Genomic DNA, 23,467 nt, shown 5'->3' with positions numbered 1-23,467 from the left:
GGTGCGGTGGGGTCAGGAGGAGGTGCGGGTCCACTGCTGGTTGGTGCCGCAACCGCAGGTGTACTGCTGGATGTCGGCTCCGTCGGCGGTCGAGGCGCCGGACACGTCCCGGTATTCGCCGCTGTGCCGGGCCGTGGTCCGGTACGACGGCGTGGCGCCTGAGCCCGTGATCACGCCGATGGCGACCTCGATCGTGGTCTGCGAGTGCCGGCTCAGGCTCATGCTCGTCGCGGACGGGAACGTGATCGGCGGCCGCACGTACTGCGAGCCGTTCACGCGGCCGCCCCGCGCACCGCGCCGGAGCTGACCGCCAGGTCGAGGGCGTAGCCGTCGCCGGACTGGTTCCGACGCTGAGGCCGGCGGTGCGGCCGTGCCGGCGGCGGCCGAGCTCGACAGGACCACGACTGGCGCGGTGAGCTTTGGGCGCAGGGACACGGGACCACCCTCCGGAATCCGCGGCAGAAACATTTGTTAGCGTTAACAAAGAGCTGTGAGTCCCACGAAGAGCCTGAGACAGGATCCCCCTGTGGGAACGGGGACGACCGGATTGCGCGCGACGTTTGAGGCGTCCTGCCGCAGAGCGTTTACGTAACCATCTGACTTGTCAAGAGGCGGCCGAGAAAAGGGGGAATGCGCTTTCCGTGCACCGGCGCGGGCAATGGACCAATCCGACGTGATCACTCAAATGATGGGCGCCTCGACGTGCACCGGCGCTTTGCCGTCGGCATTGATCCCCTGTACGCAGCCACGCTTATAACAGGGACGATAGGGGGACAGAGGCCGGCAGATAAATATCCGCTGCTTCTCGCGGCGATCCTCTCGCCCCGTTTACAGCGCAGGCTCAGGCCGATCGGTTGCGCACCGTCTGCGCGATGACCACGACGGACAAGACGCAGGCCCGCTGCGCGCTCTGACGATCCAAGGGGGCGCCTCTCGTGGCGCCCCCTCTGCTACCCGGCGCTGACCAGCAGGCGGCGCGGCCGATAGACGAATGCGCCGTCGCTCCACCGCACGTCCGCCAGGTCCTCCCGCGCCCGCAGCCCCGGCAGGCCCGTCACCAGGGCGCGGAAGGCCTCCTGCAGTTCCATCCTGGCCAGGTTCGCGCCCAGGCAGTAATGAGGCCCGTGGCCGAAGGCCAGGTGCGGGTTCGGCTGGGCGTCATCGAAGCGGTGGATGTCGAACCGCAGCGGATCCTCGAACGCCTCCGGATCATGGTTGGCCGCCGAGAGGTTCGGCAGCACGACGCTCCCGGCCGGGATGGTCCCGGCGGACAGCGCGACGTCCTGGGTGATCCGCCGCAGCATGCCGTTGCTGCCCGGCGCCTCGTGGCGCAGGATCTCCTCCACGGCCGCCTCGACCTGCTCCGGGCGGGCGGCCAGCTCCGCGTACTGCCCGGGGTGGCACAGCAGCCGAAACGTGCCCCTGATGATCATCGAGGCGGTCGTCTCGTGCCCGGCCACGATCAGCGTGAACACCATGTTGGTCAGCTCGTCCTCGCTGAGCCCGTCGTTTTCGTCGCGCGCCTCGATGAGCAGGTCGATCAGATCCTCCCCCGGCTTGACCCGGTGCTGCTCGATCAGCTCCCGGGTGTACGCCGTGAACTCCGCCAGCCCTTCGTGCCTGGCCTCAGCGCTCGCGTCGGTGGTGGACAGGAAGGTGTCCGTCCAGCCCCTGAACTGCTCGTAGCGGTCCATCGGCACGCCCAGCATCTCGCAGATCACCCGCGCGGGCAGCGGCAGCGCGAAGTCCGCCACCAGGTCGAACTCCGCGCCGGCCGCCTCGATCAGCTCCTCGGCGATGACCGCGGCGCGGGGCCGCCAGCGTTCGATGTGCTTGGGGGTGAACGTGCCGTGCATGATGCGGCGGTAGCGGGTGTGCTCCGGCGGGTCCTGGTTCATGAGCGCCGCCGGGTCGTCATCCAGGAAGGGGCCCTTGACCAGCCGGGGCAGGCCGGGCTCGCGCAGGTTGCGGCTGCTGGCCGGCGACATCAGCAGGCCGCGGACGTCCGCGTACTTGACGATCATCGGGACCCGGTCGCCGCTCGGCAACGTCGCCGGCTCCATCGGGGCCTCGGCGTGCCGCCGCACCAGATCGGGCGAGAGGGTGCCGTACGGGCCTGGGGGAAGGTCTGGCCAGGTCGGGGTGGTGCTGGACTGTTCTGTCAAAGCCGCCTCCGGGCAATGCCGTCGTCCAACAAGCTCGCCGAGAACGTACCCCGAGGATGGTGGCGCGGCAATCTCAGGGGCACCGCCGCGGCCCTGGCCTGCGCGCCGGCGTCGTACTCGATCACGGCGTCGCCTGAACCACCACCTGCACCCACACCCGCGAGGGGGCCATCCGGAACCGACCGTGCCGGCCGGGGGTGCCCTGATGGGTGCCGACGCGGCGCGGGCCAGTGGTGTCGGAGGCGAAGTTCGTCACGACGTCGCCCGGGTAGAAGCAGGCCGCCGAGATCTCCCGCAGCACGTTCTTCCGGTACTTCCGCTCCAAGGAAGAGGCCCTGTTCGGCGCGGCGGCCGACGCCGGCACGAACTCCTCCGCCCCGAGACGGCCCGCCGCCTCGGAGCCGACCCGGCCGACACCACCGACCCGCGCGGGGGAGTAGCCGGAGCCCGCGCAGGACTTCGCGCGGCAGCGGCGTCAGGAGAGCTGCGAGGAGGGTCCGGGCTCCCGGGGCGAATCTCACCCCTGGTGCCGACGCCGAGGTGCCGTTCCAGAACGGTGATCCGGTGTGGCAGGCAAGGACCATCCCGGCCGTGTCGCGCACGAATCCGGGCGTCAGAGTTGGCGAGCCGGCCGGCGGCGCGGGTCCGCGTCTTCGCCTGGGCGGCGGCCGACCTGATGGCCGGTCAGCCCATCGAGATGAGGATGGGCGCGACGTATCGCCCGCGGTCGCCCGGGTGGCGGTGGGCGCCGTAAACCATCGTCGGCAGGGCCGCGGGGCCCTCGGTGGGCCCCAGCCCAGTGAGCCACGGGCGCAGGCCCGGGTAGGCGTCCAGCAGGTCGATCCGCACGTCGCGGTCGGCGCCGTGGGCGGCGGCCAGGATGAGCTCGCGGGCGGCTTCCTCCGAGGGCGCGACGACGGGACCGATGACACGGTGGGGGCCGGCGTTCCAGGCCACGGCGAAGCCGCCGTCGGTGACGATCGTACGCTCGGCCGTGGCCAGCAGGGCGGTCAGCGCCTTGCTCCGGTCGGCCCCGGTGACCTCGGCGTCCAAGTCGAGGAGCGCGGCGTGGTCGTCCGGTGTCGCCACGCGGACTCCGGACGACCCCGCCGCCCCTTCCATCGGGCCCATAGTGATCGTCAGGCTGCCCGTGGGCCGGAAGCCCAGCCGTTCGTAGACGGGGCGCCCGAACCGGGTCGCGGTCAGCTCCACGACGCGGTCTCCGGCGGCCTCCAGGGCGTGCTCCATCAGCCGCGTGCCGAGCCCCTGCCTGCCGTACCTGCTGGCGACCAACATCATGCCGACGTCGGCCAGCGAGTCGCCGTAGCGGGTCACCACGACGCACCCGGCCAGGCCGTCGCCGTCGGCCGCGTCGACGGCGTAGACCTCACCCGTCTCGAACATCAGCCGCCATTTGGCCTCGTCGGTGGACCACTCGCGATCGCTTTCGAGCCGCTGGCACAGGGGCAGTTCCTCGGGACCGAGAAGTCGAATATCACTCACAGGCGCGAACCTACTCTGTCGGCCACCCCGGCACAGCCCCGGAAGTACCAGAGCCTGTACGGAGTCGAGATCACAGGGATGGCCTGCGCGCCGGTCTGCGGTTCTGGCAGGTCCTCGCCATGGCGCGCCAAGACCTCACCGACGTGATCGAGCGAGAACGGCCCGATCGGCCCAAGCCCGGCGTCGGCGGGCGTACGTACAACCTGGCTACAGGTGCGGCGACGTCTCTCTACAGGTGCGGTCCGAGCAGGCTCAGGTCGGCGGGCGAGAGCCGGTCGGAAGCGGTCGCCGCCTGATGCCAGTACGGGTAGAGCAGCGGCTGGCGGCTGACCTCGTCCAGCCGGGCGCGCTGCTCGGCCGTCAGCTTCAGGTCGGCGGCGGCCAGGTTGTCGGCCAGTTGCTCGCTGGTGCGCGCGCCCACCACCAGCGACGTGATCGCGGGCCGCCCGAGCAACCAGGCCAGCGCCACCTGCGCCGCCGACACCCCGTGCTCCCCGGCGATGTCGACCAGCACCTCGACGGTGTCGTACAACTGCTCCTGGTCGCGTACGGGAGGCTCGTTCCACTCGGTGAGCTGGCGGCCCTCGGACGGCTGGGCGTCCCGCCGGTAGCGGCCGGACAGCAGGCCGCCGGCCAGCGGGCTCCACACCAGCACGCCGAGGCCCTGGTCGATCGCGGCCGGGATCAGCTCGTACTCGGAGTCGCGGGCCTGGAGGGAGTAGTAGATCTGCTGGCTGACGAAGCGCGGCAGGCCGAGCCTGTCGGCGGTGCCCAGGGCCTTCATGAGCTGCCAGCCGGTGTAGTTGGAGACGCCGACGTACCGTACCTTGCCGGCGGTCACCAGGTGATCGAGCGCCGCCAGGGTCTCCTCGACGGGGGTGCGGCCGTCCCATTCGTGCACCTGGTACAGGTCGATGTGGTCGGTGCCCAGGCGGCGCAGGCTCGCCTCAGCCCCGGTGATGACGTGGTGGCGCGACAGCCCGGCGTCGTTGGGGCCGTCACCCATCGGCATGCGTACCTTGGTGGCCAGCAGCAGGTCGTCACGGCGGCCCTGGATCGCCTTGCCGACGATCTCCTCCGACAGGCCGGTGGAGTACACGTCGGCGGTGTCGATGAGATTGACACCGGCGTCCACGCACATGTCGATCTGCTTGCGCGCCTCCTCCACCCCGGTGTCGCCGACGTAAGCGAACTTGCCCCCGCCGCCGAACGTCATCGTGCCCATGGTGAGCACCGATACCCGCAGCCCCGATCGTCCCAGCTCGCGATATTCCATCCCGTCATCATTCCAATCGGCGAGCGGCACCGCCAGGACGCCCGCTCATGGGAAGGGTCCCGTTCCGTGGCTAGAGCCGGTGGTTTCGTCTTCGCAGGCGCCCCAGGCGTACTGAGTGCGGCACGGATGGGCGACGACCTGCGTTTCCACCGTGAGATCGCGGGTGGCAAGGCAGCCGGAGATGCGCTTCGCCGGGCCCAACACTGGTTGCGCGACGAGGCACGGTATATCGACGCTGCCCTCGCCATGGAGAACGCACTTGACTCTGGCCGAGTTGTCCCGGCGGGATGTGACGCGCATGTTCGTCGCGCTGGGACGGCGGCGGAATCCGTACGGTGAGCCGATCAGCGCATCCACGTTGGAGCGGGTCCGTGAACCATGCGGTGCGCGAGGACCTGATCGCCGCCAACCCCGCGCAGGGCGTACGGCTGAATGCATCCGGTGGTGTGGACGGCTCGGCGGGAGGCGGCCTGCAGACACGGAGGAGAGCGGCCGCCTGTGGCGGTGTGGACGGTGGAGCAACTGGCTGCCTTCCTGCGTCTCGCACACGAAGACCCGTTGTTCTGTTGTGGTGGCTGGTCTGCGCTGGGTGGACGTCGACCTGGGGCGGCGTGAGCTCACTGGCGCATCAGCTGGTGCACACCGATGATGGGCTGGCCTTGTGTGAGCCGAAGAGTGAGGCCAGCCGGCGGACGGTGGCGCTGGATCCGGAGAGCGTGCGGTTGCTGCGCCGGCATGAGCGTGCGCAGCGTCGGCTGCTGCGGGAGTGCTGGTCTCCAACCAGCCCAATTTTCACCCTCGGAAATGGAACGGCGGTGCAGCCGAGCTATCTCACTCACCGCTTCCACAAGCTGGTGGCCGCCAGCGGGCTGCCGCCGGTGCGGCTGCATGACCTGCGTCACGGAGCTGCGACGTTGGCGCTGGCGTCGACAAAGAGGCTGATCGAGGCCACCTGGCCGGTGCTGATGTCGTACATGCCGTCGCGCAGATAGGCGAACCGATCGAAGGCCGGGGTCAGCGACAGCGAGGTCGGGTAGCCGAAGACCTCGACGTGCCGCCCGCCGGTGCCGTCGATCCGCTGCACGAAGCTGCTCTTCTGGTCCCGCCCGCATCGCCGAGCGGCCCCCGTCCCGTACGGACCTTGCTGATCCCGGTTCCAGGGTGGCTGATCGCCCGGATGGAGGGCCTCGCTGCTGGAGCAGCGCACCGACCAGCCAGTGCTCGTGTTCCGTTCCGCGGTCCTGGCCCACGTCCACGACCGCCTCGGCCGGGAAGAGTTGGAGCGTGCCCGCCGACGGATGATCGACGCCGACGCGGACCTCCTGATCGCCCTCGACGGAACCCTGTTCGCCGAGCACAAGAACGTGAGGTGCGGTGGCAAGGGACTGGCCTTCACGCCGGGCGCGTACGCTCAGTTCAGCCGCCTGCGCGGCCGTGGTCGCTGCGGACGCCGTACCGGCCTCCTGGACAAGTCTTTCAACTGCTCCCAGACCTCATGGCCGTGCTCGAGGTCGGCCATAGGGTTGGCGATCTTGTTGAACGCCGCGACCGGGGTCACCTGCCTGCCACCATTGTCGTCCCATACGGCAACGAGACCGTAGTCTCCCCAGTCGAAGCCCTCAAGCTTCTCAACAGGTATCCGAATGGTCTTGCGCCCATTTATGATCACTACTTCGCCAGGCGCGACGGTGACGCCGACCATGGCATTGCGGACGGCCAAGGCGCCGCCCACCACGAGTCCCACCGCCATCAGGCCAAGCAACGGCAGACCACTCAGGGTGAGTTTCCACGCGCCCAACACACCCGCACCTGCAGTCATGATCGCGATGGGAGCGACACATGTGACCATCCGCCGTCCTGGACGAGGTCGGAAGGTCACCTGCTGACGTTCCGAGTTGTCGCTCACTCTGGTCTTGTCCTCCTCCATGGGCTTGCGCGCAAGATGTCCGAAACTCCCATCACGCCGGAGCCTCTCAAGCGGCACTGTCATCCAACTTGCACGTCGCTGTCCCTTGAGGGGCCACGGTGATTCCGGACAGCCGCCTTAGCGCTTCCACGGGTGGCCGGTAGCCAAGCGCGGAATGTAGGCGCCGGCGGTTCGCGGATGGCGAGGCAGAGTCAAGGCATGGCCGGCGCGCGGCGGAGTCAGGTGGACGAGACACTCGCCATGATCGCCCGGCGACGTCACCGGCCGTCCGGTTGCTCCATGTCTCCGCCGGTGCTGGAGGCGGGGCGGGTGAGGCGGACCATGGCGCGGTACAGCGCGGTGGGTGCGGGAGCCTGCTCCAGCGGCGGGAGGTCGGCGTCTGGGGCGGCGTAGGCGCGCAGCATCTGGCCGACCAGGCGGCGCCAGGCGCCGGGGGCGGCGTCTTGGGTGGCGGCGATGACACCGGCGTTGGCCATCAGCAGGATGACGAGGTCTTCTGAGGTGAAGTCGGCGCGCAGGTGGCCGGTGGCCTGGGCGCGGGCGATGAGTTCGAGGAAGCCGTTGTAGGCCTCGGCGCGGCGGGCTTCCAGGGCTTTGGCGGTGGGGAAGGTCATGGCCAGCACGTCGGCGAAGCCGCGGTCGGCGGCCTGCATGGCGCACACCGTGTGGATGTAGCCGGTGAAGCCGTGCCAGGGGTCGGGGTCGGTGAGGGCCTGGGCGACGGCGGCGGCGTAGGCGTCCATGCGGTCGGCGAAGACGGCGTTGATGAGTTCTTCGGGGGTGGCGAAGCGGCGTGACAGGGTGGCCTTGCCGACGCCTGCCTCGCGGGCGATGCAGGCCATGGAGACGCCGATCCCGTGGCTGGCGTACAGGCGGCGGGCGGCGGCCAGGATGCGCTCGCGGTTGCGTTCGGCGTCGGCGCGCAGCCCCGGTTCGGGCTGCCGGTCCAGGGTCGAGTCGGGGTCTGCGGTGGAGGTCATGGCCCTATCTTACCCAAGTGGAACGGGCTGCCCAGTTTCATTGCTAGGCTGTCGACGTGGAACTGGGCACCCCGTTCCACTTTTCGAAAGGTGTACAACATGCGTGCCGTGACGCTGGACTCCGTCCCCGCGACTCCCGCCGTGACCGAGGTCGACACTCCCCGTCCTGAGGCCGGTGAGCTGCTGGTGAAGGTGACCGTCTCCTCGATCAACGGCTTCGATGCCGCCACCGTGGCCGGCTACCTGCAAGGGGTGATGGAGCACCGCTTCCCGCTGGTGATCGGGAAGGACTTCGCGGGCACCGTCGAGGATCTGGGCGAGGGTGTGGACGGTTTCGAGGTCGGCCAGCCGGTCTTCGGGGTGGTGATGAAGCCGTTCGTGGGCACCGGCTCGCTGGCCGAGTACGTCACCGTGTCCGCCGGCTACGGCGTGGCCCCCATCCCGGAGGGCCTGGGCGTTCGGGAGGCGGGCGCGCTGGGACTGGCCGGCACCGCGGCGCTGGACAGCCTCAATGCCGTCGCCCCGGCCGACGGCGAGACCGTGCTGATCTCCGGCGCCACCGGCGGAGTGGGCGCGCTGGCCGTACAGCTCGCCGCCGCCCGCGGCGCCCGCGTCATCGCCACCGCCCGTCCCGGCGCCGAGGCCGACTTCGTCACCGGCCTCACCGACGCCAAACTCGACCTCGTCGACTACACCGGCGACCTGCCGGCCCAGGTCCGCGCGCTCGCCCCGGCAGGCGTGGACGCCGTACTGCACCTGGCGGGCGACGGCGCCGGGCTCGCGAGCCTGCTGCGTCCGGGCGGCCGCCTCGCCTCCACCCTCGGCCTGACCGCCGACGCCGTCGAGACTTCCGGCGTCACCGTCCACACGATCATGGCCGACACCAATCCCCAGACCCTGACCGCCCTGGCCGCCCAGGTCGCCTCGGGCGCGCTGCGGGTCCCGGTCACCGCCACCTTCCCGCTGGAGCAGGCCCCGGAGGCGTTCGCCGCCTTCGGCGCCGGCGCGCTCGGCAAGCTCGCCGTCACCTGCTCCTGAACCCCCGCCCACGAAAGAGATCTGATCATGCCCACCATCGCCATCGTCGGCGCCGGCCCCGGCATGGGCCTGGCCATCGCCCGCACCTTCGGCAGCCGCGGCTTCGACGTCGCCCTGATCGCCCGTACCAAAGAGAAGCTGGAAGCCCTGATCGGCCGGCTCGGCCAGGAGGGCATCACCGCCGCCGCGTTCCCCGCCGACGTGCTGGACCGCCCCTCCCTGTCCGCCGCCCTCGACGCGGCAGCCGAGCGGTTCGGCGGCATCGACGTGCTGGAGTACTCTCCGGCGCCGCACTCGCCGGTCCCCGGCCTCACGATGGCCGTGCCTTCCGAGGTGACGGTGGACAACCTGCAGCCGCAGATCGCGTACAACCTCTACGGCGCCGTGACCGCCGCCGGCGCGGTGCTGCCCGCGATGCGCGCGGCCGGGGCGGGCACGCTGCTGTTCACCACCGGTGGCGGCTCGGTGCATCCGATCCCCATGCTCGGCAACGTCAACGCCGCCGCCGCGGCTCTGCGCAACTGGGTGCTCAACCTGCACAACGAGCTGGCCGGCAGCGGCGTGTACGCCGCGCACGTGGCGATCAACACCTGGATCGGCGAGGGCGGCCCCGAGGGCTTCCCTACGGCCACGCCCGAGCAGATCGCCCCGCTGTACTGGGACCTGCACGAGCGCCGCGACCAGCCCGAGGTCATCTTCAACGGCTGACAGGCGGCTCGCGGCAAGCACTGGCAAGCCGGAGGACCCGTCCCCTCACGCTCACCCCCGTCTTCCCAAGGAAGTCTCATGCACATCGTCTTGTGGATCGTGCAGGCCGTACTGGCCGTCATGTTCGGCATGGCCGGGCTCATGAAGTCCACCCAGCCCAAGGACAAGCTCCAAGCCAAGCTGCCGTGGGTGGAGGACTTCTCCGCCGGCACCGTCCGCTTCATCGGCATCGCCGAACTCGCCGGCGCGCTCGGGCTGATCCTGCCCGCGGCCACCGGCATCGCCCCCGTCCTCACCCCGCTGGCCGCCACTGGCCTGGCCGTGGTGATGATCCTGGCCGCACTCACCCACGCCCGCCGCAAGGAACCCGCCGCGATCGCCTTCAACGCGGTCCTGCTGGTCCTGGCCGCCCTGGTGGCCTGGGGCCGCTTCGGCCCCTACGGCTTCTGACCCCCGTCGTCGGCCGACCAGTGCGACAAGCTGCGAGGGAAGCTCAAGGTGATGCCCGTCATGGTCCGGTTGGCGGCGCCCCATGCGTTGGTCGAGCTGACGGGCAAGGCCTTTACCCGACATGCGGCCGCCCTGTCACGCCAGAGCGGGGCGATTGCGATCCTGAGGTCAGCTGCTCTTGCCCGGCGCCGGCGAAGTGATCCCCCCTGGATCGGCGCGGAGCATGGCCTTGTAAAGAGCGTCGTGCTCGGGGGAGGCCGGCAGGGGGCCACGGGCCGGGGCCTCGAAGGACTGGACGAACAGGGCGACGACGCGTCGCCACGCGTCGGGAGCGGCATCGCCGGTGGCGTTCACGACGCCGGCGTTGGCCATGTGGATCAGCACCAGATCCGAGGGGTCGAAGTCCGCACGCAGACGGCCGGTGGCCTTGGCGCGGCCGATGAGCTCCACCATGCCCTCGTACGCCTCGTTGCGACGCTCCTCCAGAACCTTGGCGGTGGGGAAGGTCATGGTCAGCACGTCGGCGAAACCGTAGTCGGCGGCCTGCATCGCACAGGCGGCCTCGATGTAGCCGGTGAAACCGTGCCAGGGATCGGGGTCGTCGAGAGCCACGGCGACGGCGTCGGCGTAGGCGTCCATGCGGTCGGCGAAGACGGCGGCGACCAGCTCCTCCTTCGTGGGGAAGTGGCGCAGGACGGTGGCGATCCCCACGCCTGCCTCGCGAGCCACGGAGGCCATGGAGGCGTTCAGGCCGTCGCGTCCCAACACCGTGCGCCCGGCGGCGATGACCCGCGCCCGGTTGCGCTCGGCGTCGCTGCGCAGGGGCTGGGCGGTGCCGATCTTGAAACGGATGAGCCCATCCGAGTTGACGCACCGCTTCGCCATCACGTTCATGCGAAAGGATCGCTGTGACCAGCATCGCCATCGTAGGAGCCGGCCCCCAGCTGGGCCTGGCCATCGCCCGCACCTTCGGCACCCAGGGCTTCGACGTCGCCCTGATCTCGCGTAACGGGGAGAAGCTCGACAGTATCGTCGGCAAGCTCGCCGCCGACGGCATCACCGCCGCCACGTTTCCCGCGAACGTGCTCGACCGCGCCGGGCTCACTCGCGCGCTCAAGGAGGCCGCCGCGAGGTTCGGCGGAATCGACGTCCTGGAGTACTCCCCGGTGGGGCAGTTCGGCATCACCACACTGACCTCTCCGTCCGGGACCGAACCGTCGGATGTGGAGTTCGAGATGAACTTCCAGCTCTACGGGGCCGTCGCCGCCACCAACGCGGTGCCGCCCGCGATGCGGGAGGCGGGCGCCGGCACCCTGCTCTACACCACCGGCGCCGGCTCGATCTGGCCCGACCCGCGGGTCGCCAACGTCAACGCCGCCGCCGCGGCGCTGCGCAACTGGGCGATGAACCTGCACAAGGAGCTCGCCGACGCCGGCACCGGTATCCAGGCCGCCCACGTCGGCATCGACGCGTCCGTCGGCGTATCCATCCTCCCCGGCGTCGAGGCGGTCCAGCCCGAGCAGATCACTCCCCTCTACTGGGATCTGCACACCACCAAGCGCGACGAGGCCGAGCTCGTCTTCCGCGGCTGACACCGCTGTGCCGCGGCGTGCCCGCACCCCCTGAAGACCAGGGCAACCGATCCCTGGCATCCGTCGCCGGCTGATGCCTCATCAGCCGGCCCGCCTTCGAGGAGCAGATGGGAATGACCACGACCACCGATCCGTCCTATGTCGACCCGGCATTGATCAACCCCCGTGCGGTACGTCTCGTCCAGGCATTCAAGGACGCTCTGGCCCGTATGCGCGACGAGGAGGGACTGACCTTCGAGGACCTCAACGTGGCCGCCGACCTGCTGCAGAGGATCCAGGCAGCCACCGGCGTCCCTCTGGCGTTGGCCGCCATGCCCCTGTACAGCGAGATCTTCCAGGGTGGCCAGGACGGGTACACCCCCTCAGAAGAGGTCAACAGCCCCACTTACATCGCCGGCTCCCCGCGCATCGACAACCCCGGCACCCTGCCGATGCGTCCGGACGAGCCCGGAACCCCGCTGATCGTCTCTGGTCGTGTCCTGGACGGTCACGGCCGTCCGATCGCGGGCGCCAAGCTGGAGATCTACCACGCGGCGAACAATGGCAACTACTCCGGGCTGTTCGACGACGGAGTGCCCACGTACAACCTGCGCGGGCATCTGTTCACCGATGCCGACGGCCGCTACACGTTCACCACCATCACGCCGGTCGCCTACGCCGACTCCCACACCATGCAGGTCAACGGGGTCCCCGAGGCCGTCGCGGCCCTCGGCCGCAGCCTCTACCGCCCGGCCCACATCCACTACGAGGTCCACCACGCCGACCTGCTCACTCCCTGGCGAGGCGAGATCTACTTCAAGGGAGATCCCGTCATACCGGTCGACTTCGTCGGCGGGACACTGGCCCCTCCCGCCCTGCAGGCCGACACCGTCCTGCACGAGGACCCCGAAGACATCGCCGAACACGGTTTCCAGGGCCCCTACAGGACGATGGCGTTCGACTTCCTCCTCAAGACCGGCACCAGCCCCGACACCATCACCCCGAAGGCCGGGCCCGCATGACCTCGGAGGACGCGACGGCCTGGTCGCCGGCCCGGCTCAACACGGCCTTTACCGCCTCCGTGATCGCCTACGCCGGCGCCACCCCCACCGGCGAAGGCCCTGCTCACCATCCAGCGGCAACCGCCGGACATGTCGTCGAACTCGCCGACCACTACCGGCCCGGCAACCAGATCCTCATCTCGATCCCCAACTGACGGTCCACACGGGGGGAAGCGCCGCCGGGCGGCAGGCGCTTCCCCCCGTCGTGCGTACCGCGGTTCGACCGGAACTCCGAAAGGACACCATCATGGAGAAGCTCAGCGGCAGGACCGCTCTCGTCACCGGCTCCAGCCGGGGCATCGGCCGCGCCGTGGCCGTCGGCCTGGCCCGCGAGGGAGCCCTGGTCGCCGTGCACTACGCGCACAACGAGCAGGCCGCGCAGGAAACCGTCGAGCTCATCGAGAAGAACGGCGGCCAGGCTTTCGCGGTCGGCGCCGAACTCGGCGTGCCCGGCGACATCGACCGGTTGTTCCCCGGACGGTCCTCCTACGACAGGGACGCCCGTCCGGCCGTTTCAGAGCGTTCGTGCCGGAGATGGCGATTGCGCATGGTGCGTCGAGGCCGCGCGCCACCACCGCGGGGGAGGATTCGGTCGCGCCAGGGACGGGCGGGGGTGTTCCGGCCGGTGCGTTCGTGGTGCACCCGGTCACCGCAAGGGCTCGGCGCCGACGGTAACGCGGTATGCACCGCGGCCGATGTGCATCTGCCACAGGCGGTCGGCGAGCAGGTTCGGGGCGAACACCGGGTCGCCGGGCCGGATGGCACCGGGGACGATGAGCTGGCCCACGTGGATGTTCTGCCCAATGAGCGTGTCATGGAGCATCAGCCCATAGGCGGACTCGCCGGCGAACGCGACGGACGTGCCGGTCACGTTCGGGTTCGGTGTGACGGCGCTGGAGCCGTTGACGAACAAGATCGTGCCGCGCCCGAGCGCGGTCATACCGGGGAGGACCTGCCGGATCGCGACGACCGGTCCGTGAACGGAGAACTCGACCGCAGCACTGAGGTCCTCGACACCGGTCTCCAGCAGCGGGAGAAGGAACTCGCGTCGCGGGACGGGGCTGTACTGCAGGACCTCGATAGGGCCGAGATCATCGGCCGCGGACGCCAGCGCGGTGGTGAGTCCGTCCCGGTCATGCACGTCAGCAGCGTATGCGCGAGCCGTGATTGCCTGTGCTGCCAGTCCGTCGACCAGGCCCGCGAGTCTTTCCTGGTTCCGGGAGAGCAACGCGACGGCGAATCCCTCGCGCCCGAACCTCTCGGCGGCGGCGATCCCCAACCCGGGACCGGCACCGATGATCGCGAACGTGGTCATGACCCTCCTGCTTCGACGTCACTGCTGCGTATCGCCGGTGAACTCACGCGCCTGCTTCGGCGAGCGCTCGGCTCGTTCCACGGTAGGCAGGCCGTACCGGGAGGTGGGAGTCCCTGCGAGTACCTCCATCCACCGGGACTCCCTGGACGCTCCAGGGCCTGATTCTCTGGTTGGGCACCCCTCCTGCACCCCGGTACAACCGGGCCGTATGGGTGCGTGTCACCTCACCGTCCAGCAGAAAGCACTTCATCGCGTCATGTCCAGCGATACTGCCCTGACCGTTGCTGCCAAGGCTCGACTCCCACTCGTCACGTACGTGCTGGCCGCCGGCACGTTCTTGATGGGTACCACTGAGTTCGTCGTCGCGGGCATTCTTCCCGAGATCGCTCACGACCTCGGCATCACGGTCGCGAACGCGGGGCTGACGATCACGGTGTTCGCGATCGGCATGATCGTCGGTACTCCGACGATGGCGATCGCCACGCTCAAGCTCCCACGGGGGGTGACGCTGGGCCTGTCGCTGCTCGTGTTCGCGATGGGGCACGTCATCGTCGCGACGACCTCGGACTTCGCGCTCGTCCTCGGCGCCCGATTCGTGACCGCTCTCGCCACCGGGGCGTTCTGGGCGGTCGCCGCGGTCGTCGGTGCCAAGGCCGCGGGCCCCGCGGCGAGCTCTCGTGCCCTCGGCATCGTGCTCGGCGGCGGCATGCTCGCCAACGTCATCGGCGTGCCGCTCGGCGCGTTCGCCGGCCAGGCCATCGGCTGGCGTGGCCCGTTCTGGGCACTCGCCGTCCTCGCCGTGCTCGCCGCCGTCGCGGTCTACCGGCTCGTCCCGGCGGATCCCGCATCGGGACCGGCGCCGTCGGTCCGCGCGGAGCTCGCGAGCCTCAAAGACGGCCGTGTCTGGCTCGTCCTCGCCGGATGCGCCATCGTGTGCGGCTCGTCGCTGGCCGCCTACAGCTTCGTCTCCCCGCTGCTCACGACCAACACCGGCCTGAACAGCAGCGCGGTGCCGTTCATCCTCGTCGGCTACGGCATCGGCGCGTTCATCGGATCCAACCTCGGCGGCCACCTGGGAGCTGATCGCCCGTACGCGGTGCTGTTCGCCTCGGCTGGGATGACGTTCCTGGTCCTCGCGGCTCTGTGCGTGTCCTCTCACAACGCTGTCGTCACCGTGGCGCTCATCGCCCTGCTGGGCCTGTTCGGGATGTCGACGAACCCGATCCTCATCGGTATGGCCGTACGCTACGCCGGCCATGCCCCGACACTCGCGTCGGCGCTCAGCACGTCGTCCTTCAACCTCGGCACCGCCATCGGATCGTGGATCGCCGGATACGCGCTCGAATCGACGCTCGGTGCCACCGGACCCGTCGTCGTCGGCACCGTCATCGCCGCACTCTACTTCGTGCCGCTCGGGCTCCTGCTGGGGGTCAAGGAACGCGCCGCCGCCGGTGAGGCCGCCACGATGAGCGCGGGTCCGCCAGGGTGAACTGCTGCCGGGCCCACCATCGAACAGCTCACCCACCGACGGAACCCCATACCGGAGAAAGGATCCGCACACCCATGCGCCTGAGGACCCTCCCGGCGGCAGCAGCCCTGGTCATCGCGCTTTCCCTCACCGCCTGCGGCCGGCCGGCGACAAACGACGGGGCGCCACCAACCGCGTCCACCTCCACGGGGACATCCTCGGCGCCGCCCAGCCCGCCCGTGAGCTCACCAGAACCCGGCGATCAGCGGGCGGCGGGCACAGTCGTGCGGTTCTCGGCGGGATCCACCTCGGTGGACGTCACCATCGGCGAGGACAATCCCGCAGTCCGTGACTTCCTCTCGATGCTGCCGCTGACACTTACGCTGGAGGAGTTCAACGGTCGGGAGAAGATCGCGAACTTGCCCCGCAAGCTCGCCTACGAGGGGTCGCCGGGCTCCGATCCCGAAGACGGCGATCTCATCTACTACATCCCGTGGGGCAACATCGGTTTCTACTACAACACCGATGGCGTCGGGTATTCCGACCAGACCATCCATCTGGGCACGTACGACGCCACGCTCAACAAACTTGAACTCCTCGAGAGCCAAGAGGTCACGGTGGACGTCGTGCGCTGACGTCAGCGCTCGAACCGCTCGGGCGCGGGCCGCGCCGGCTCCTCGGCTCCGTACTCGCCGGCGGCCCACGATGCGAGGAGCCGCAGCGCGTCCTCGGAAGGCGAGCCGGGCTCCGCGGTGTAGATGGTGAGCGTCAATCCCGGCTCGGCTGCCATCTCCAGCCCTTCGTAGGCGAGCGTCACGTCGCCCACGACCGAGTGGTGGAAGGTCTTGAAGCCGGTGCCGTGGTGTCGCACATCGTGCGCGGCCCAACGGCGGCGGAACTCGTCGTTGCGGGTGCAGAGCTCTCCGATGAGATCGTGGAGTTCCTTGTTGTGCGGGTCACGGCCCGCCTCGGTACGCAGGATCGATACGGTCACGTCCGCGAACGCGTCCCAGTCCGGGTAGAACTCATGCGCGCGTTCGTCGAGGAATGTGAATCGGGCGATGTTCGGCGGCTGTCCGGGCATGTCGTACACGTCCTTGTAGAACGCCCGGGCCAGAGCGTTGACGGCGAGAACGTCCATCCGACCGTTCCGGACGAATGCCGGACCGGCGGTGATTGCATCCAGCGCCCATTGCAGGCTCTGGTGCGGCGCCCAGCTCTTGGAGTTGCGCCGCCGCGGTGGGCGTGCAACCGGGCTTGCCGCATGGGCGAGGTCGAACAGGTGCGCGCGCTCGGCGTCGTCCAGGCGCAGCGCCTTGGCGAGACTGTCGAGAATCTCGGGGGAAGCGCCGCTGATCGCTCCGCGCTCCAGCCGGGTGTAGTACTCGACGCTGACGCCGGCCAGGGTCGCGACCTCGCTACGGCGCAGTCCTGCGACCCGACGATTCGTCCCGGCGGGGAGACCGACCTGCTCCGGTGTGACTCCGGCACGACGGGACGTGAGAAACTCGCGCACCTCCGCTCGATTGTCCATACCTTCCACGGTAGGCGAGAGCCGGTCCCTGAGGGAGTCCCTCCCAGTACCTCCATCAACCGGGACTCCCACGCGCGCGATGGAACCGATTTCCTGGACGTTGTCACAAGGAGTGACGGTCGAGGGTGCTGCCGCACGCGTCGAGGCCGCGTGAGCCGCGGGCACGGCGGCAGCTGGACGAGGTTGGCCTTTCCCAGCCCTTTGCCCCGCGTTTGATCGCCAGGAGCGACTGTGGCGTTATGGCGGGAATTCCGTCTTTACCTGGGAAAACTTTGCTTTCTGGATACCTGATCATCAAATGAAGGACATCTGATGCGCGCAACCCTGATGTACGGCGCCGGCGACGTTCGAGTCGAGGACGTCCCGGACTCCGTCATCAAGCTGCCCACCGACGCGCTGGTCCGTGTCACCGCGTCCTGCATCTGCGGCAGCGACCTGTGGCCGTACGGCTCGAGATCCCCGGCGGACGGCCCCGCACGGATGGGGCACGAATTCATCGGCATCGTCGAGGACACCGGCTCCGAGGTGACCACCGTCAAGAAGGGCGACCTGGTCGTCGCCCCGTTCGCCATCTCGGACGGCACCTGCGAGTTCTGCCGGGAGGGCCTGTACACGTCCTGCGTCCACGGCGGCTTCTGGGACGGCGAGCCCGACGAGGGCGGCCAGGCCGAAGCCGTCCGTGTCCCGCTCGCCGACGGCACCCTCGTCAAGCTCCCCGTCGCGGCCGACTCGGCCCTCATTCCGTCCCTGCTCACGCTCTCGGACGTCTTCGGCACCGGCTACCACGCCGCGGTCGCGGGCGGCGTCAACGAGCGCACCCGGGTCACCGTGATCGGTGACGGCGCCGTCGGCCTGCTGGCCGTGCTCTCGGCCAGGCGCCTCGGCGCCGAGCAGATCATCCTCATGGGACGCCACCAGGTGCGTACCGACCTCGGCCGGGAGTTCGGCGCCACCGACGTCGTCTCCGCCCGCGGCGAGGAGAGCATCGCCCAGGTCCGCGACCTCACCGGAGGGCACGGTACGCACGTCGTGCTCGAAGCCGTCGGCACCATGCCCGCCTACGAGCAGGCCCTCGGAATCGTCCGCCCGGGCGGCGTCATCAGCCGCGTCGGCGTCCCGCAGTACGAAGAGGCCCCGATCGGCTTCGGGAGCCTCTTCCGCCACAACCTCCGCCTGGCCGGCGGACCCGCACCGGTCCGGGCCTACATCGAGGAACTGATGCCCGGCATCCTGGACGGCACCATCGAGCCGGGGAAGGTCTTCGACGCCACGACCGACCTCGACGGCGTCCCAGCCGGTTATCAGGACATGGCCGACCGCAAGAGCCTCAAGGTCCTCATCAAGCCCTGACCGGCGATGCCGGACTCTCCGCGCGACCGGCCGCCGCTGCGAAGCGTGCGGTCATCCAGGTTCTACGGCGATGGCCGTCCGCCTCCTCTTGCGCTGCTGATTCATTTGTGACGGGAAGGAATAGATATGTCTGATGAAGCCCCTGCGTCTGCTGGTCCAGCCTCTGCCACAGCCGACGGGTCCTCCTCGACGCTCAGCCGGCGTACCTTCATCACGACCGCCACTACCGTGGGGGGCGCGGTCGCGGCCGGCGGGCTCATCCCGCAGTCTCCGGTGAGCGCCGATCCGGCGGCCGCCACTGAGGTGCCGCTCAGCGGGCGGGTGTCGCTGACCGTCAACGGCGAGCGGCACGCCGCGTCGATCGACAACCGGACGTCGCTGCTGGATTTGCTGCGTGAGCAGTTCGGGCTGACCGGAACCAAGAAGGGCTGCGACGCCGGGGCGTGCGGCGCCTGCACCGTGCTGGTCGACGGTCGCCGGGTCAACGGCTGTCTGACGCTGGCGGTACGGCTGGAGGGCGCCGAGGTCACCACCGTAGAGGGGCTGGCCCTTGACGAGGACGACGACCTGCACCCGTTGCAGCAGGCGTTCATCGACCATGATGCCTTCCAGTGCGGCTACTGCACCCCCGGCCAGATCATGTCCGGCGTCGGCTGCATCCGGGAAGGGCACGCCGGCTCGCCGGAGGAGATCCGGGAGTGGATGAGCGGCAACATCTGCCGCTGCGGCTGCTACGTGAAGATCGTCAAAGCGGTCGAGCAGGCCGCCGGCGGGAAGTGAGTGCCGATGTATCCCTTCTCCTACACCAAGGTCTCCGACGTCGGTGGCGCGATCGCCGCCGGGCGTCGCGGCGGCCGCTACATCGCCGGCGGCACCACCCTGGTGGATCTGATGCGCGAGAGCGTCGAGCGCCCCGGCGAGCTGGTCGACATCAGCGCCCTTCCGCTGAGAGGAGTGACTGCCACCGCGGGCGGGGGCCTGCGCATCGGCGCGCTGGTGTCGATGTCCGAGGCCGCCGCTCACCCCAAGGTGCGCGGCACGTTCCCCGTCATCTCGCAGGCATTGGAGCTGAGCGCCTCGCCCCAGCTGCGCAACATGGCCACCATCGGCGGCAACATCATGCAGCGCGCCCGGTGCACGTACTTCCGCGACGTGACGGCGCCCTGCAACAAGCGGCAGCCGGGCTCGGGGTGCGCGGCGGTGGGCGGCTTCAACCGCAGCCACGCCATCCTCGGCGCCTCCGACCAGTGCGTGGCCACCCACCCGTCGGATGTCGCCGTCGCGTTCGCGGCGCTGGAGGCCACCGTGCACCTGCTCAGCCCGGACGGGGAACGCGGCGTCGCCTTCGCCGACTTCCTGCTGCAGCCGGGCAGCACCCCGGACCGGGAACAGGCCCTGCAGCCAGGGGAGTTGATCACAGCCGTCGAGATCCCGGCCTATCCGCGCCCGCTCAGATCCGGATATCTGAAGGTTCGCGACCGGCAGTCGTACGAGTTCGCGCTCACGTCGGCGGCCGTCGCCCTGCATGTGCGGGGTGGAGTGATCCGTGAGGCGAAGGTCGCCGCCGGAGGCGTGGGCACCGTGCCGTGGAAGCTGCCCGCCGTCGAGCGCCAGCTCATCGGCGAGCGGCCTTCCGAGGCGCTGTGGGCCGAGGCGGCCGAGCAGGCGGTCGACGGAGCCCGGCCGCTGCACCACAACCGATTCAAGATCGAACTGCTCAAGCGCACCGTCGAACGCCAGCTGCGCGTCGTAGGAGGTATGAAGTGAGCCCCCAGCCGCAGGCAGCCGTGGGCGCGCCGCTGTCCCGGGTGGACGGGCGGCTGAAGGTCACGGGCAAGGCACTGTACGCCGCCGAGCACGACGTCGACGGCGTCGTGCACGCGGTCATCGTCGACAGCGGCATCGGCCGTGGACGTATCACCTCGATCGACACCCGGGCCGCCTTGGCCCACCCGGGGGTGCTGCGGGTGATCAGCCACCTCAACGCGCCGAAGCTGCCGTACCGCGACAACTCCGGGTCGAACAACCCGCCCGGGCGGCGGCTGCGGGTCTTCCAGGACGACCGGGTGCTCTTCTACGGTCAGCCGGTCGCCGTCGTGGTGGCCACCACCCTTCAGGCCGCGCAGCACGGTGCGGGCCTGGTCGAGGTCCGCTACGACGCCGAGCCGTCCTCGACTGATCTGCACGAGGCCGAAGCGGATGAGCCGACGCGTTATGCGCGCGGCGATGCCGAGGCCGGCCTGCGTTCCGCGGCCGTACGAATGGACCTGACCTACCGGACGGCGCGCAACCATCACAACCCGATGGAGCCGCACGCCACCATCGCCCGCTGGAACGGCCACAGGCTCACCGTCTGGGACAAGACCCAGTGGGTCGTGGGCACGCAGACCGAGCTCGCCGCGGTGTTCGGCATCCAGACGCAGGCAGTACGGGTGATCTCCCCGTTCGTCGGCGGCGCTTTCGGCTCGGGGCTGCGGTGCTGGCCGCACGTGGTCGTCGCCGCGGTGGCCGCCCGCGAGACGGCTCGTCCGGTCAAGCTCGTCCTGAGCCGCAAGCAGATGTACTTCGGCACCGGCTTCCGGCCCTCCTATGAGTACCGGCTGCGTCTGGGCAGCGACCGGCGGGGGCGCCTGACCGGCATGGTCCACGAGATGGACGCCGAGACCTCGTCGTACGAGAAGTTCACCGAGTCCATCCTGGCTCCGGGGCAGATGCTCTACAGCATGCCCAACGTCTCGCAGGCATACCGGACGGTGCCGCTGGATGTGAACACCCCGCTGTGGATGCGCGGCCCCGGCTTCGCCACGGCGTCCTTCGTCATCGAGTCGGCCATGGACGAACTCGCCCACAAGCTCGGCATCGACCCGATCGAGCTGCGCCGGCGCAACGAACCGGCGCAGGACGAGTCGAAGAAGCTGCCGTTCTCCACCCGCCGGCTGCGCGAGTGCTACACCGTCGGCGCCCACGAGTTCGGCTGGCGCCGCCGATCCTCCAGGCCGCGTTCCCGGCGCGAGGGCGACTGGCTGATCGGCATGGGCATGGCCGCCGGCGTCTACGACACCGCGCGTTTCGCCGCGCAGGCCCGGGTCCGCCTGAACGCCGACGGCACCGCTGTGGCAGAGGCCGCCGCCAGTGACATGGGGCCGGGCACCTACACCTCCCAGACCCAGGTCGCCGCCGACGCCCTCGGGTTGACCATGCGCACGGTGACCTTCCGGCTCGGTGACTCGCTCTTCCCGCCGACCCCGCCGCACGGCGGCTCGATGACCATGGCAAGCGTCGGCTCCGCTGTGCTCGACGGGTGTAACCAGGTGCGACGGCAGGCGATCAAGCTGGCCGTCGAGGACCGTGACTCGCCGCTGTATGGAGCGGACGCCGACGTCGTCGTCGTCCGCAGCGGCCGGATGCACGTCGAGGACGACCCCGCGCGCGGCGAGACGTACCAGCAACTCCTGGCCCGCAACAACCGCTCCCACCTGGAAGCGCTCGGCTCCTTCGCCGGGCCGTCCGGTCCCGAGCGGCACTCCTTCTACGCCTACAACGCGACCTTCGCCGAGGTGGCCGTCGACGCGACGCTGGGCCTGGTGCGGGTGCGGCGCATGCTCGGCGTGTACGACGCGGGCCGCATCATCAGCCCCAAACTCGCCCACAGCCAGGCGATCGGCGGCATCGTGGGCGGCATCGGCACAGCCCTGCTGGAGCACACGGTCACCGATCACCGCGACGGCCGGATCGTCAACGCCAACCTGGCGGACTACCTCGTCCCCGTCAACGCCGACGTCCCCGACATCAAGACCATCTACCTGGACGGCGAGGACAGCGAGGCCGACCCGCTCGGCGTCAAGGGACTGGGCGAGGTCGTGCACGTCGGCGTGGCGCCCGCCATCGCCAACGCGGTCTTCAACGCCACCGGCCGCCGCATCCGCGAACTGCCCATCACCGCCGAAGCACTGCTCTGACCCGGGCGCTCCAGCGACTCCTTCTTGATGGTGTCGAGGTGGTCGAATTCCCAGACGTTCAGTCCGCAGGCTTTGAGCAGGGACGGTACGTCGAGGTCGGCTTCGGGGGCCAGGATGGCGCCTTGGGCGTCGGTGAGTCCGGCCCCGATCGGTTTGCCGGTGCCGAGCCCGTGTCGTTCGAAGGGCAACCCGTCTGCGGTGCTCAGCCAGTTCGTCCACGGTCTGAGCCCTGATGAGGAGGCGGCCCTGCGCGCGCTGCTCGACGGATCCGGGAGCGACAGGTGAATCTGGAGATCTACCTTCCCGTCGCGCTGCTCACCATGGCGAGCACGCTGATGGCCTGGCGGCAGCCGCGCATGCACCCGGCCTGGCACGCCCGGTTGCTGATCCTTCTCATCGGAGCCACGGCCCTGACCGTGCTGGGCATGCTCGCCTTCGTCGTCATGATCGCGATAGGCACATTGACGGCGGCCAAAGCCACCGTGATGGGCCGCGTCCTCATCGGCCACGGGCAGGTCCCCGCGGCTGTCGCCGGTGTGGTGATCGTGCTCCTGCTGATCATGGGCGGCGCCGTCATCCATGCCGTCGCACGCTGGCATCGGGACCTGCGGGATGCCAAGGCGCTGGGCACGGGCGTGGTGGCCGACGAGCGCCCCTTCGCCATGGCGGTACCGGGAAGGCGTGGAGGAGTGATCCTCTCCAAAGGGCTGCTGAGCATGCTGTCCCGGCGGGAGCTGGAAGTGGTGCTCCGTCACGAGGCCGCGCACATCCAGTACGGCCATCATCTCTATCTGATGGCCGGCACCATCGCCACGAGGATCTTCCCTGCGCTGATCTACCCCTATCGGGCACTGTGCTTCGCCATCGAACGCTGGGCCGATGAACAGGCCGCCGCCGCAGTCGGAGACCGCGAGCTGACGGCGCGTACGATCGCCCGAGTCGCCTTGGCACAGCCGGCAGGGGAAGCCCGCACATTTCCTTCCCTGACCGGCTCTCACATCGCCCGCCGCGTCGAGGCCCTGCTCGGACAGAGCCCACCGGACAACCGCATCACAGGTCCGGTGCTGCTCAGCGGCGCCTGGATGGCCACGGGAAGCGCCATCTCACCCACTCTTACCCACCATGCCAGCTTGCTGCTTGTGCTGTTGTGACCACGGTGACG

Annotated in this window: 24 protein-coding genes and 1 pseudogene; 14 read left to right on the top strand and 11 right to left on the bottom strand. The window is 69.7% G+C overall.

Annotation, left to right across the window (positions count from 1 at the left end):
* Positions 1-12 precede the first annotated feature (12 nt).
* The 8 genes from AB0J87_RS61795 to AB0J87_RS61760 form a co-directional block, all read right to left on the bottom strand.
* Entirely contained in the window at positions 13-276 is a 264-nt protein-coding gene (locus AB0J87_RS61795; protein ID WP_363985000.1) for an RICIN domain-containing protein, read from the bottom strand.
* Positions 277-950: 674 nt separating this feature from the next.
* A complete protein-coding gene (locus AB0J87_RS61790) occupies positions 951-2,165 on the bottom strand; it encodes a cytochrome P450 (protein WP_363984999.1) in 1,215 nt (404 codons plus the stop codon).
* Positions 2,166-2,286: 121 nt separating this feature from the next.
* The gene (locus AB0J87_RS61785) at positions 2,287-2,529 is read right to left on the bottom strand and encodes a hypothetical protein (RefSeq protein WP_363984997.1); all 243 of its coding nucleotides are present in this window, start codon (positions 2,527-2,529) and stop codon (positions 2,287-2,289) included.
* A gap of 320 nt (positions 2,530-2,849) precedes the next feature.
* Positions 2,850-3,668, bottom strand: coding sequence for a GNAT family N-acetyltransferase (locus AB0J87_RS61780; protein ID WP_363984995.1), 819 nt, complete (start codon positions 3,666-3,668; stop codon positions 2,850-2,852).
* 229 nt (positions 3,669-3,897) lie between these two features.
* Entirely contained in the window at positions 3,898-4,944 is a 1,047-nt protein-coding gene (locus AB0J87_RS61775; RefSeq protein WP_363984994.1) for an aldo/keto reductase, read from the bottom strand.
* Positions 4,945-5,842: 898 nt separating this feature from the next.
* Positions 5,843-6,028 (bottom strand): hypothetical protein, encoded by a 186-nt coding sequence (locus AB0J87_RS61770; protein WP_363984992.1) that lies wholly within the window; start codon positions 6,026-6,028, stop codon positions 5,843-5,845.
* A gap of 327 nt (positions 6,029-6,355) precedes the next feature.
* A complete protein-coding gene (locus AB0J87_RS61765; protein ID WP_363984990.1) occupies positions 6,356-6,871 on the bottom strand; it encodes a hypothetical protein in 516 nt (171 codons plus the stop codon).
* Between the two features lie 257 nt (positions 6,872-7,128).
* Positions 7,129-7,851, bottom strand: a complete 723-nt coding sequence (locus AB0J87_RS61760; RefSeq protein WP_363984988.1) for a helix-turn-helix domain-containing protein — start codon at positions 7,849-7,851, stop codon at positions 7,129-7,131.
* 99 nt (positions 7,852-7,950) lie between these two features.
* Here AB0J87_RS61760 and AB0J87_RS61755 point away from each other — a divergent pair, with 99 nt between their 5' ends.
* The 3 genes from AB0J87_RS61755 to AB0J87_RS61745 all read left to right on the top strand — a co-directional run bounded on the left by AB0J87_RS61755 (position 7,951) and on the right by AB0J87_RS61745 (position 10,047).
* Complete coding sequence (locus AB0J87_RS61755) at positions 7,951-8,889, top strand: NADP-dependent oxidoreductase (RefSeq protein ID WP_363984986.1); 939 nt, start codon at positions 7,951-7,953, stop codon at positions 8,887-8,889.
* A gap of 27 nt (positions 8,890-8,916) precedes the next feature.
* Positions 8,917-9,597, top strand: a complete 681-nt coding sequence (locus AB0J87_RS61750) for an SDR family NAD(P)-dependent oxidoreductase (RefSeq protein ID WP_363984984.1) — start codon at positions 8,917-8,919, stop codon at positions 9,595-9,597.
* 78 nt (positions 9,598-9,675) lie between these two features.
* Complete coding sequence (locus tag AB0J87_RS61745) at positions 9,676-10,047, top strand: DoxX family protein (protein WP_363984982.1); 372 nt, start codon at positions 9,676-9,678, stop codon at positions 10,045-10,047.
* Positions 10,048-10,215: 168 nt separating this feature from the next.
* Here the strand turns inward: AB0J87_RS61745 and AB0J87_RS61740 are convergent, their stop codons facing one another.
* Positions 10,216-10,932 carry a TetR/AcrR family transcriptional regulator gene (locus tag AB0J87_RS61740; protein ID WP_363984980.1) on the bottom strand — a complete coding sequence of 239 codons (717 nt, stop codon included), beginning with the start codon at positions 10,930-10,932 and terminating at the stop codon, positions 10,216-10,218.
* Positions 10,933-10,955: 23 nt separating this feature from the next.
* Here AB0J87_RS61740 and AB0J87_RS61735 point away from each other — a divergent pair, with 23 nt between their 5' ends.
* The 4 genes and pseudogenes from AB0J87_RS61735 to AB0J87_RS61720 all read left to right on the top strand — a co-directional run.
* Positions 10,956-11,639 (top strand): SDR family NAD(P)-dependent oxidoreductase, encoded by a 684-nt coding sequence (locus AB0J87_RS61735; RefSeq protein WP_363984978.1) that lies wholly within the window; start codon positions 10,956-10,958, stop codon positions 11,637-11,639.
* Positions 11,640-11,752: 113 nt separating this feature from the next.
* Positions 11,753-12,640, top strand: coding sequence for a hypothetical protein (locus AB0J87_RS61730; RefSeq protein WP_363984976.1), 888 nt, complete (start codon positions 11,753-11,755; stop codon positions 12,638-12,640).
* Positions 12,637-12,834, top strand: coding sequence for a hypothetical protein (locus AB0J87_RS61725; RefSeq protein WP_363984974.1), 198 nt, complete (start codon positions 12,637-12,639; stop codon positions 12,832-12,834). The genes AB0J87_RS61730 and AB0J87_RS61725 overlap by 4 nt, the downstream gene beginning before the upstream one ends.
* 92 nt (positions 12,835-12,926) lie before the next feature.
* Positions 12,927-13,133: pseudogene (locus AB0J87_RS61720) on the top strand (SDR family NAD(P)-dependent oxidoreductase); the annotation flags it as partial.
* Positions 13,134-13,325: 192 nt separating this feature from the next.
* On the opposite strand, the gene AB0J87_RS61715 reads toward AB0J87_RS61720, so the two are convergent.
* On the bottom strand, positions 13,326-13,994 hold the full coding sequence (locus AB0J87_RS61715; RefSeq protein ID WP_363984972.1) for an SDR family NAD(P)-dependent oxidoreductase: 669 nt from the start codon (positions 13,992-13,994) through the stop codon (positions 13,326-13,328).
* 256 nt (positions 13,995-14,250) lie between these two features.
* On the opposite strand from AB0J87_RS61715, the gene AB0J87_RS61710 reads away from it, so the two are divergent.
* Positions 14,251-15,483: an MFS transporter gene (locus tag AB0J87_RS61710; protein ID WP_363984970.1), complete on the top strand. Its 1,233-nt coding sequence runs from the start codon at positions 14,251-14,253 to the stop codon at positions 15,481-15,483.
* A 74-nt stretch (positions 15,484-15,557) separates the two neighbouring features.
* Positions 15,558-16,097: a cyclophilin-like fold protein gene (locus AB0J87_RS61705; RefSeq protein WP_363984968.1), complete on the top strand. Its 540-nt coding sequence runs from the start codon at positions 15,558-15,560 to the stop codon at positions 16,095-16,097.
* Between the two features lie 2 nt (positions 16,098-16,099).
* Here the strand turns inward: AB0J87_RS61705 and AB0J87_RS61700 are convergent, their stop codons facing one another.
* Positions 16,100-16,996: a helix-turn-helix transcriptional regulator gene (locus AB0J87_RS61700; RefSeq protein ID WP_363984966.1), complete on the bottom strand. Its 897-nt coding sequence runs from the start codon at positions 16,994-16,996 to the stop codon at positions 16,100-16,102.
* Positions 16,997-17,308: 312 nt separating this feature from the next.
* Between AB0J87_RS61700 and AB0J87_RS61695 the strand changes: the two genes are divergently transcribed.
* From AB0J87_RS61695 to AB0J87_RS61675, 5 genes are all read left to right on the top strand, one after another.
* On the top strand, positions 17,309-18,346 hold the full coding sequence (locus tag AB0J87_RS61695; protein WP_363984964.1) for a zinc-dependent alcohol dehydrogenase family protein: 1,038 nt from the start codon (positions 17,309-17,311) through the stop codon (positions 18,344-18,346).
* A gap of 126 nt (positions 18,347-18,472) precedes the next feature.
* The gene (locus AB0J87_RS61690; RefSeq protein ID WP_363984962.1) at positions 18,473-19,126 is read left to right on the top strand and encodes a (2Fe-2S)-binding protein; all 654 of its coding nucleotides are present in this window, start codon (positions 18,473-18,475) and stop codon (positions 19,124-19,126) included.
* A gap of 6 nt (positions 19,127-19,132) precedes the next feature.
* Complete coding sequence (locus tag AB0J87_RS61685) at positions 19,133-20,113, top strand: xanthine dehydrogenase family protein subunit M (protein ID WP_363984960.1); 981 nt, start codon at positions 19,133-19,135, stop codon at positions 20,111-20,113.
* On the top strand, positions 20,110-22,305 hold the full coding sequence (locus AB0J87_RS61680; RefSeq protein WP_363984958.1) for a xanthine dehydrogenase family protein molybdopterin-binding subunit: 2,196 nt from the start codon (positions 20,110-20,112) through the stop codon (positions 22,303-22,305). Before AB0J87_RS61685 ends, AB0J87_RS61680 begins: the two co-directional genes overlap by 4 nt.
* A gap of 281 nt (positions 22,306-22,586) precedes the next feature.
* On the top strand, positions 22,587-23,456 hold the full coding sequence (locus tag AB0J87_RS61675) for a M48 family metalloprotease (RefSeq protein WP_363984956.1): 870 nt from the start codon (positions 22,587-22,589) through the stop codon (positions 23,454-23,456).
* Positions 23,457-23,467 lie beyond the last annotated feature (11 nt).

Source organism: Nonomuraea sp. NPDC049625, assembly GCF_040675285.1.
Lineage (GTDB): Bacteria > Actinomycetota > Actinomycetes > Streptosporangiales > Streptosporangiaceae > Nonomuraea > Nonomuraea angiospora_A.
Note: the sequence above shows the minus strand (reverse complement) of the source record. Positions and strands in the feature narration are given on the sequence as shown.

Bases quoted from the DNA above. Each gene is read 5' to 3' on its own strand.
- AB0J87_RS61775 (WP_363984994.1), bottom strand. From the start codon at position 4,944: ATGGAATATCGCGAGCTGGGACGATCGGGGCTGCGGGTATCGGTGCTC.
- AB0J87_RS61700 (WP_363984966.1), bottom strand. From the start codon at position 16,996: ATGGACAATCGAGCGGAGGTGCGCGAGTTTCTCACGTCCCGTCGTGCC.
- AB0J87_RS61730 (WP_363984976.1), top strand. From the start codon at position 11,753: ATGACCACGACCACCGATCCGTCCTATGTCGACCCGGCATTGATCAAC.
- AB0J87_RS61685 (WP_363984960.1), top strand. From the start codon at position 19,133: ATGTATCCCTTCTCCTACACCAAGGTCTCCGACGTCGGTGGCGCGATC.
- AB0J87_RS61705 (WP_363984968.1), top strand. From the start codon at position 15,558: ATGCGCCTGAGGACCCTCCCGGCGGCAGCAGCCCTGGTCATCGCGCTT.
- AB0J87_RS61710 (WP_363984970.1), top strand. From the start codon at position 14,251: ATGTCCAGCGATACTGCCCTGACCGTTGCTGCCAAGGCTCGACTCCCA.
- AB0J87_RS61715 (WP_363984972.1), bottom strand. From the start codon at position 13,994: ATGACCACGTTCGCGATCATCGGTGCCGGTCCCGGGTTGGGGATCGCC.
- AB0J87_RS61750 (WP_363984984.1), top strand. From the start codon at position 8,917: ATGCCCACCATCGCCATCGTCGGCGCCGGCCCCGGCATGGGCCTGGCC.
- AB0J87_RS61690 (WP_363984962.1), top strand. From the start codon at position 18,473: ATGTCTGATGAAGCCCCTGCGTCTGCTGGTCCAGCCTCTGCCACAGCC.
- AB0J87_RS61760 (WP_363984988.1), bottom strand. From the start codon at position 7,851: ATGACCTCCACCGCAGACCCCGACTCGACCCTGGACCGGCAGCCCGAA.
- AB0J87_RS61765 (WP_363984990.1), bottom strand. From the start codon at position 6,871: ATGGAGGAGGACAAGACCAGAGTGAGCGACAACTCGGAACGTCAGCAG.
- AB0J87_RS61740 (WP_363984980.1), bottom strand. From the start codon at position 10,932: ATGGCGAAGCGGTGCGTCAACTCGGATGGGCTCATCCGTTTCAAGATC.
- AB0J87_RS61725 (WP_363984974.1), top strand. From the start codon at position 12,637: ATGACCTCGGAGGACGCGACGGCCTGGTCGCCGGCCCGGCTCAACACG.
- AB0J87_RS61695 (WP_363984964.1), top strand. From the start codon at position 17,309: ATGCGCGCAACCCTGATGTACGGCGCCGGCGACGTTCGAGTCGAGGAC.
- AB0J87_RS61755 (WP_363984986.1), top strand. From the start codon at position 7,951: ATGCGTGCCGTGACGCTGGACTCCGTCCCCGCGACTCCCGCCGTGACC.
- AB0J87_RS61745 (WP_363984982.1), top strand. From the start codon at position 9,676: ATGCACATCGTCTTGTGGATCGTGCAGGCCGTACTGGCCGTCATGTTC.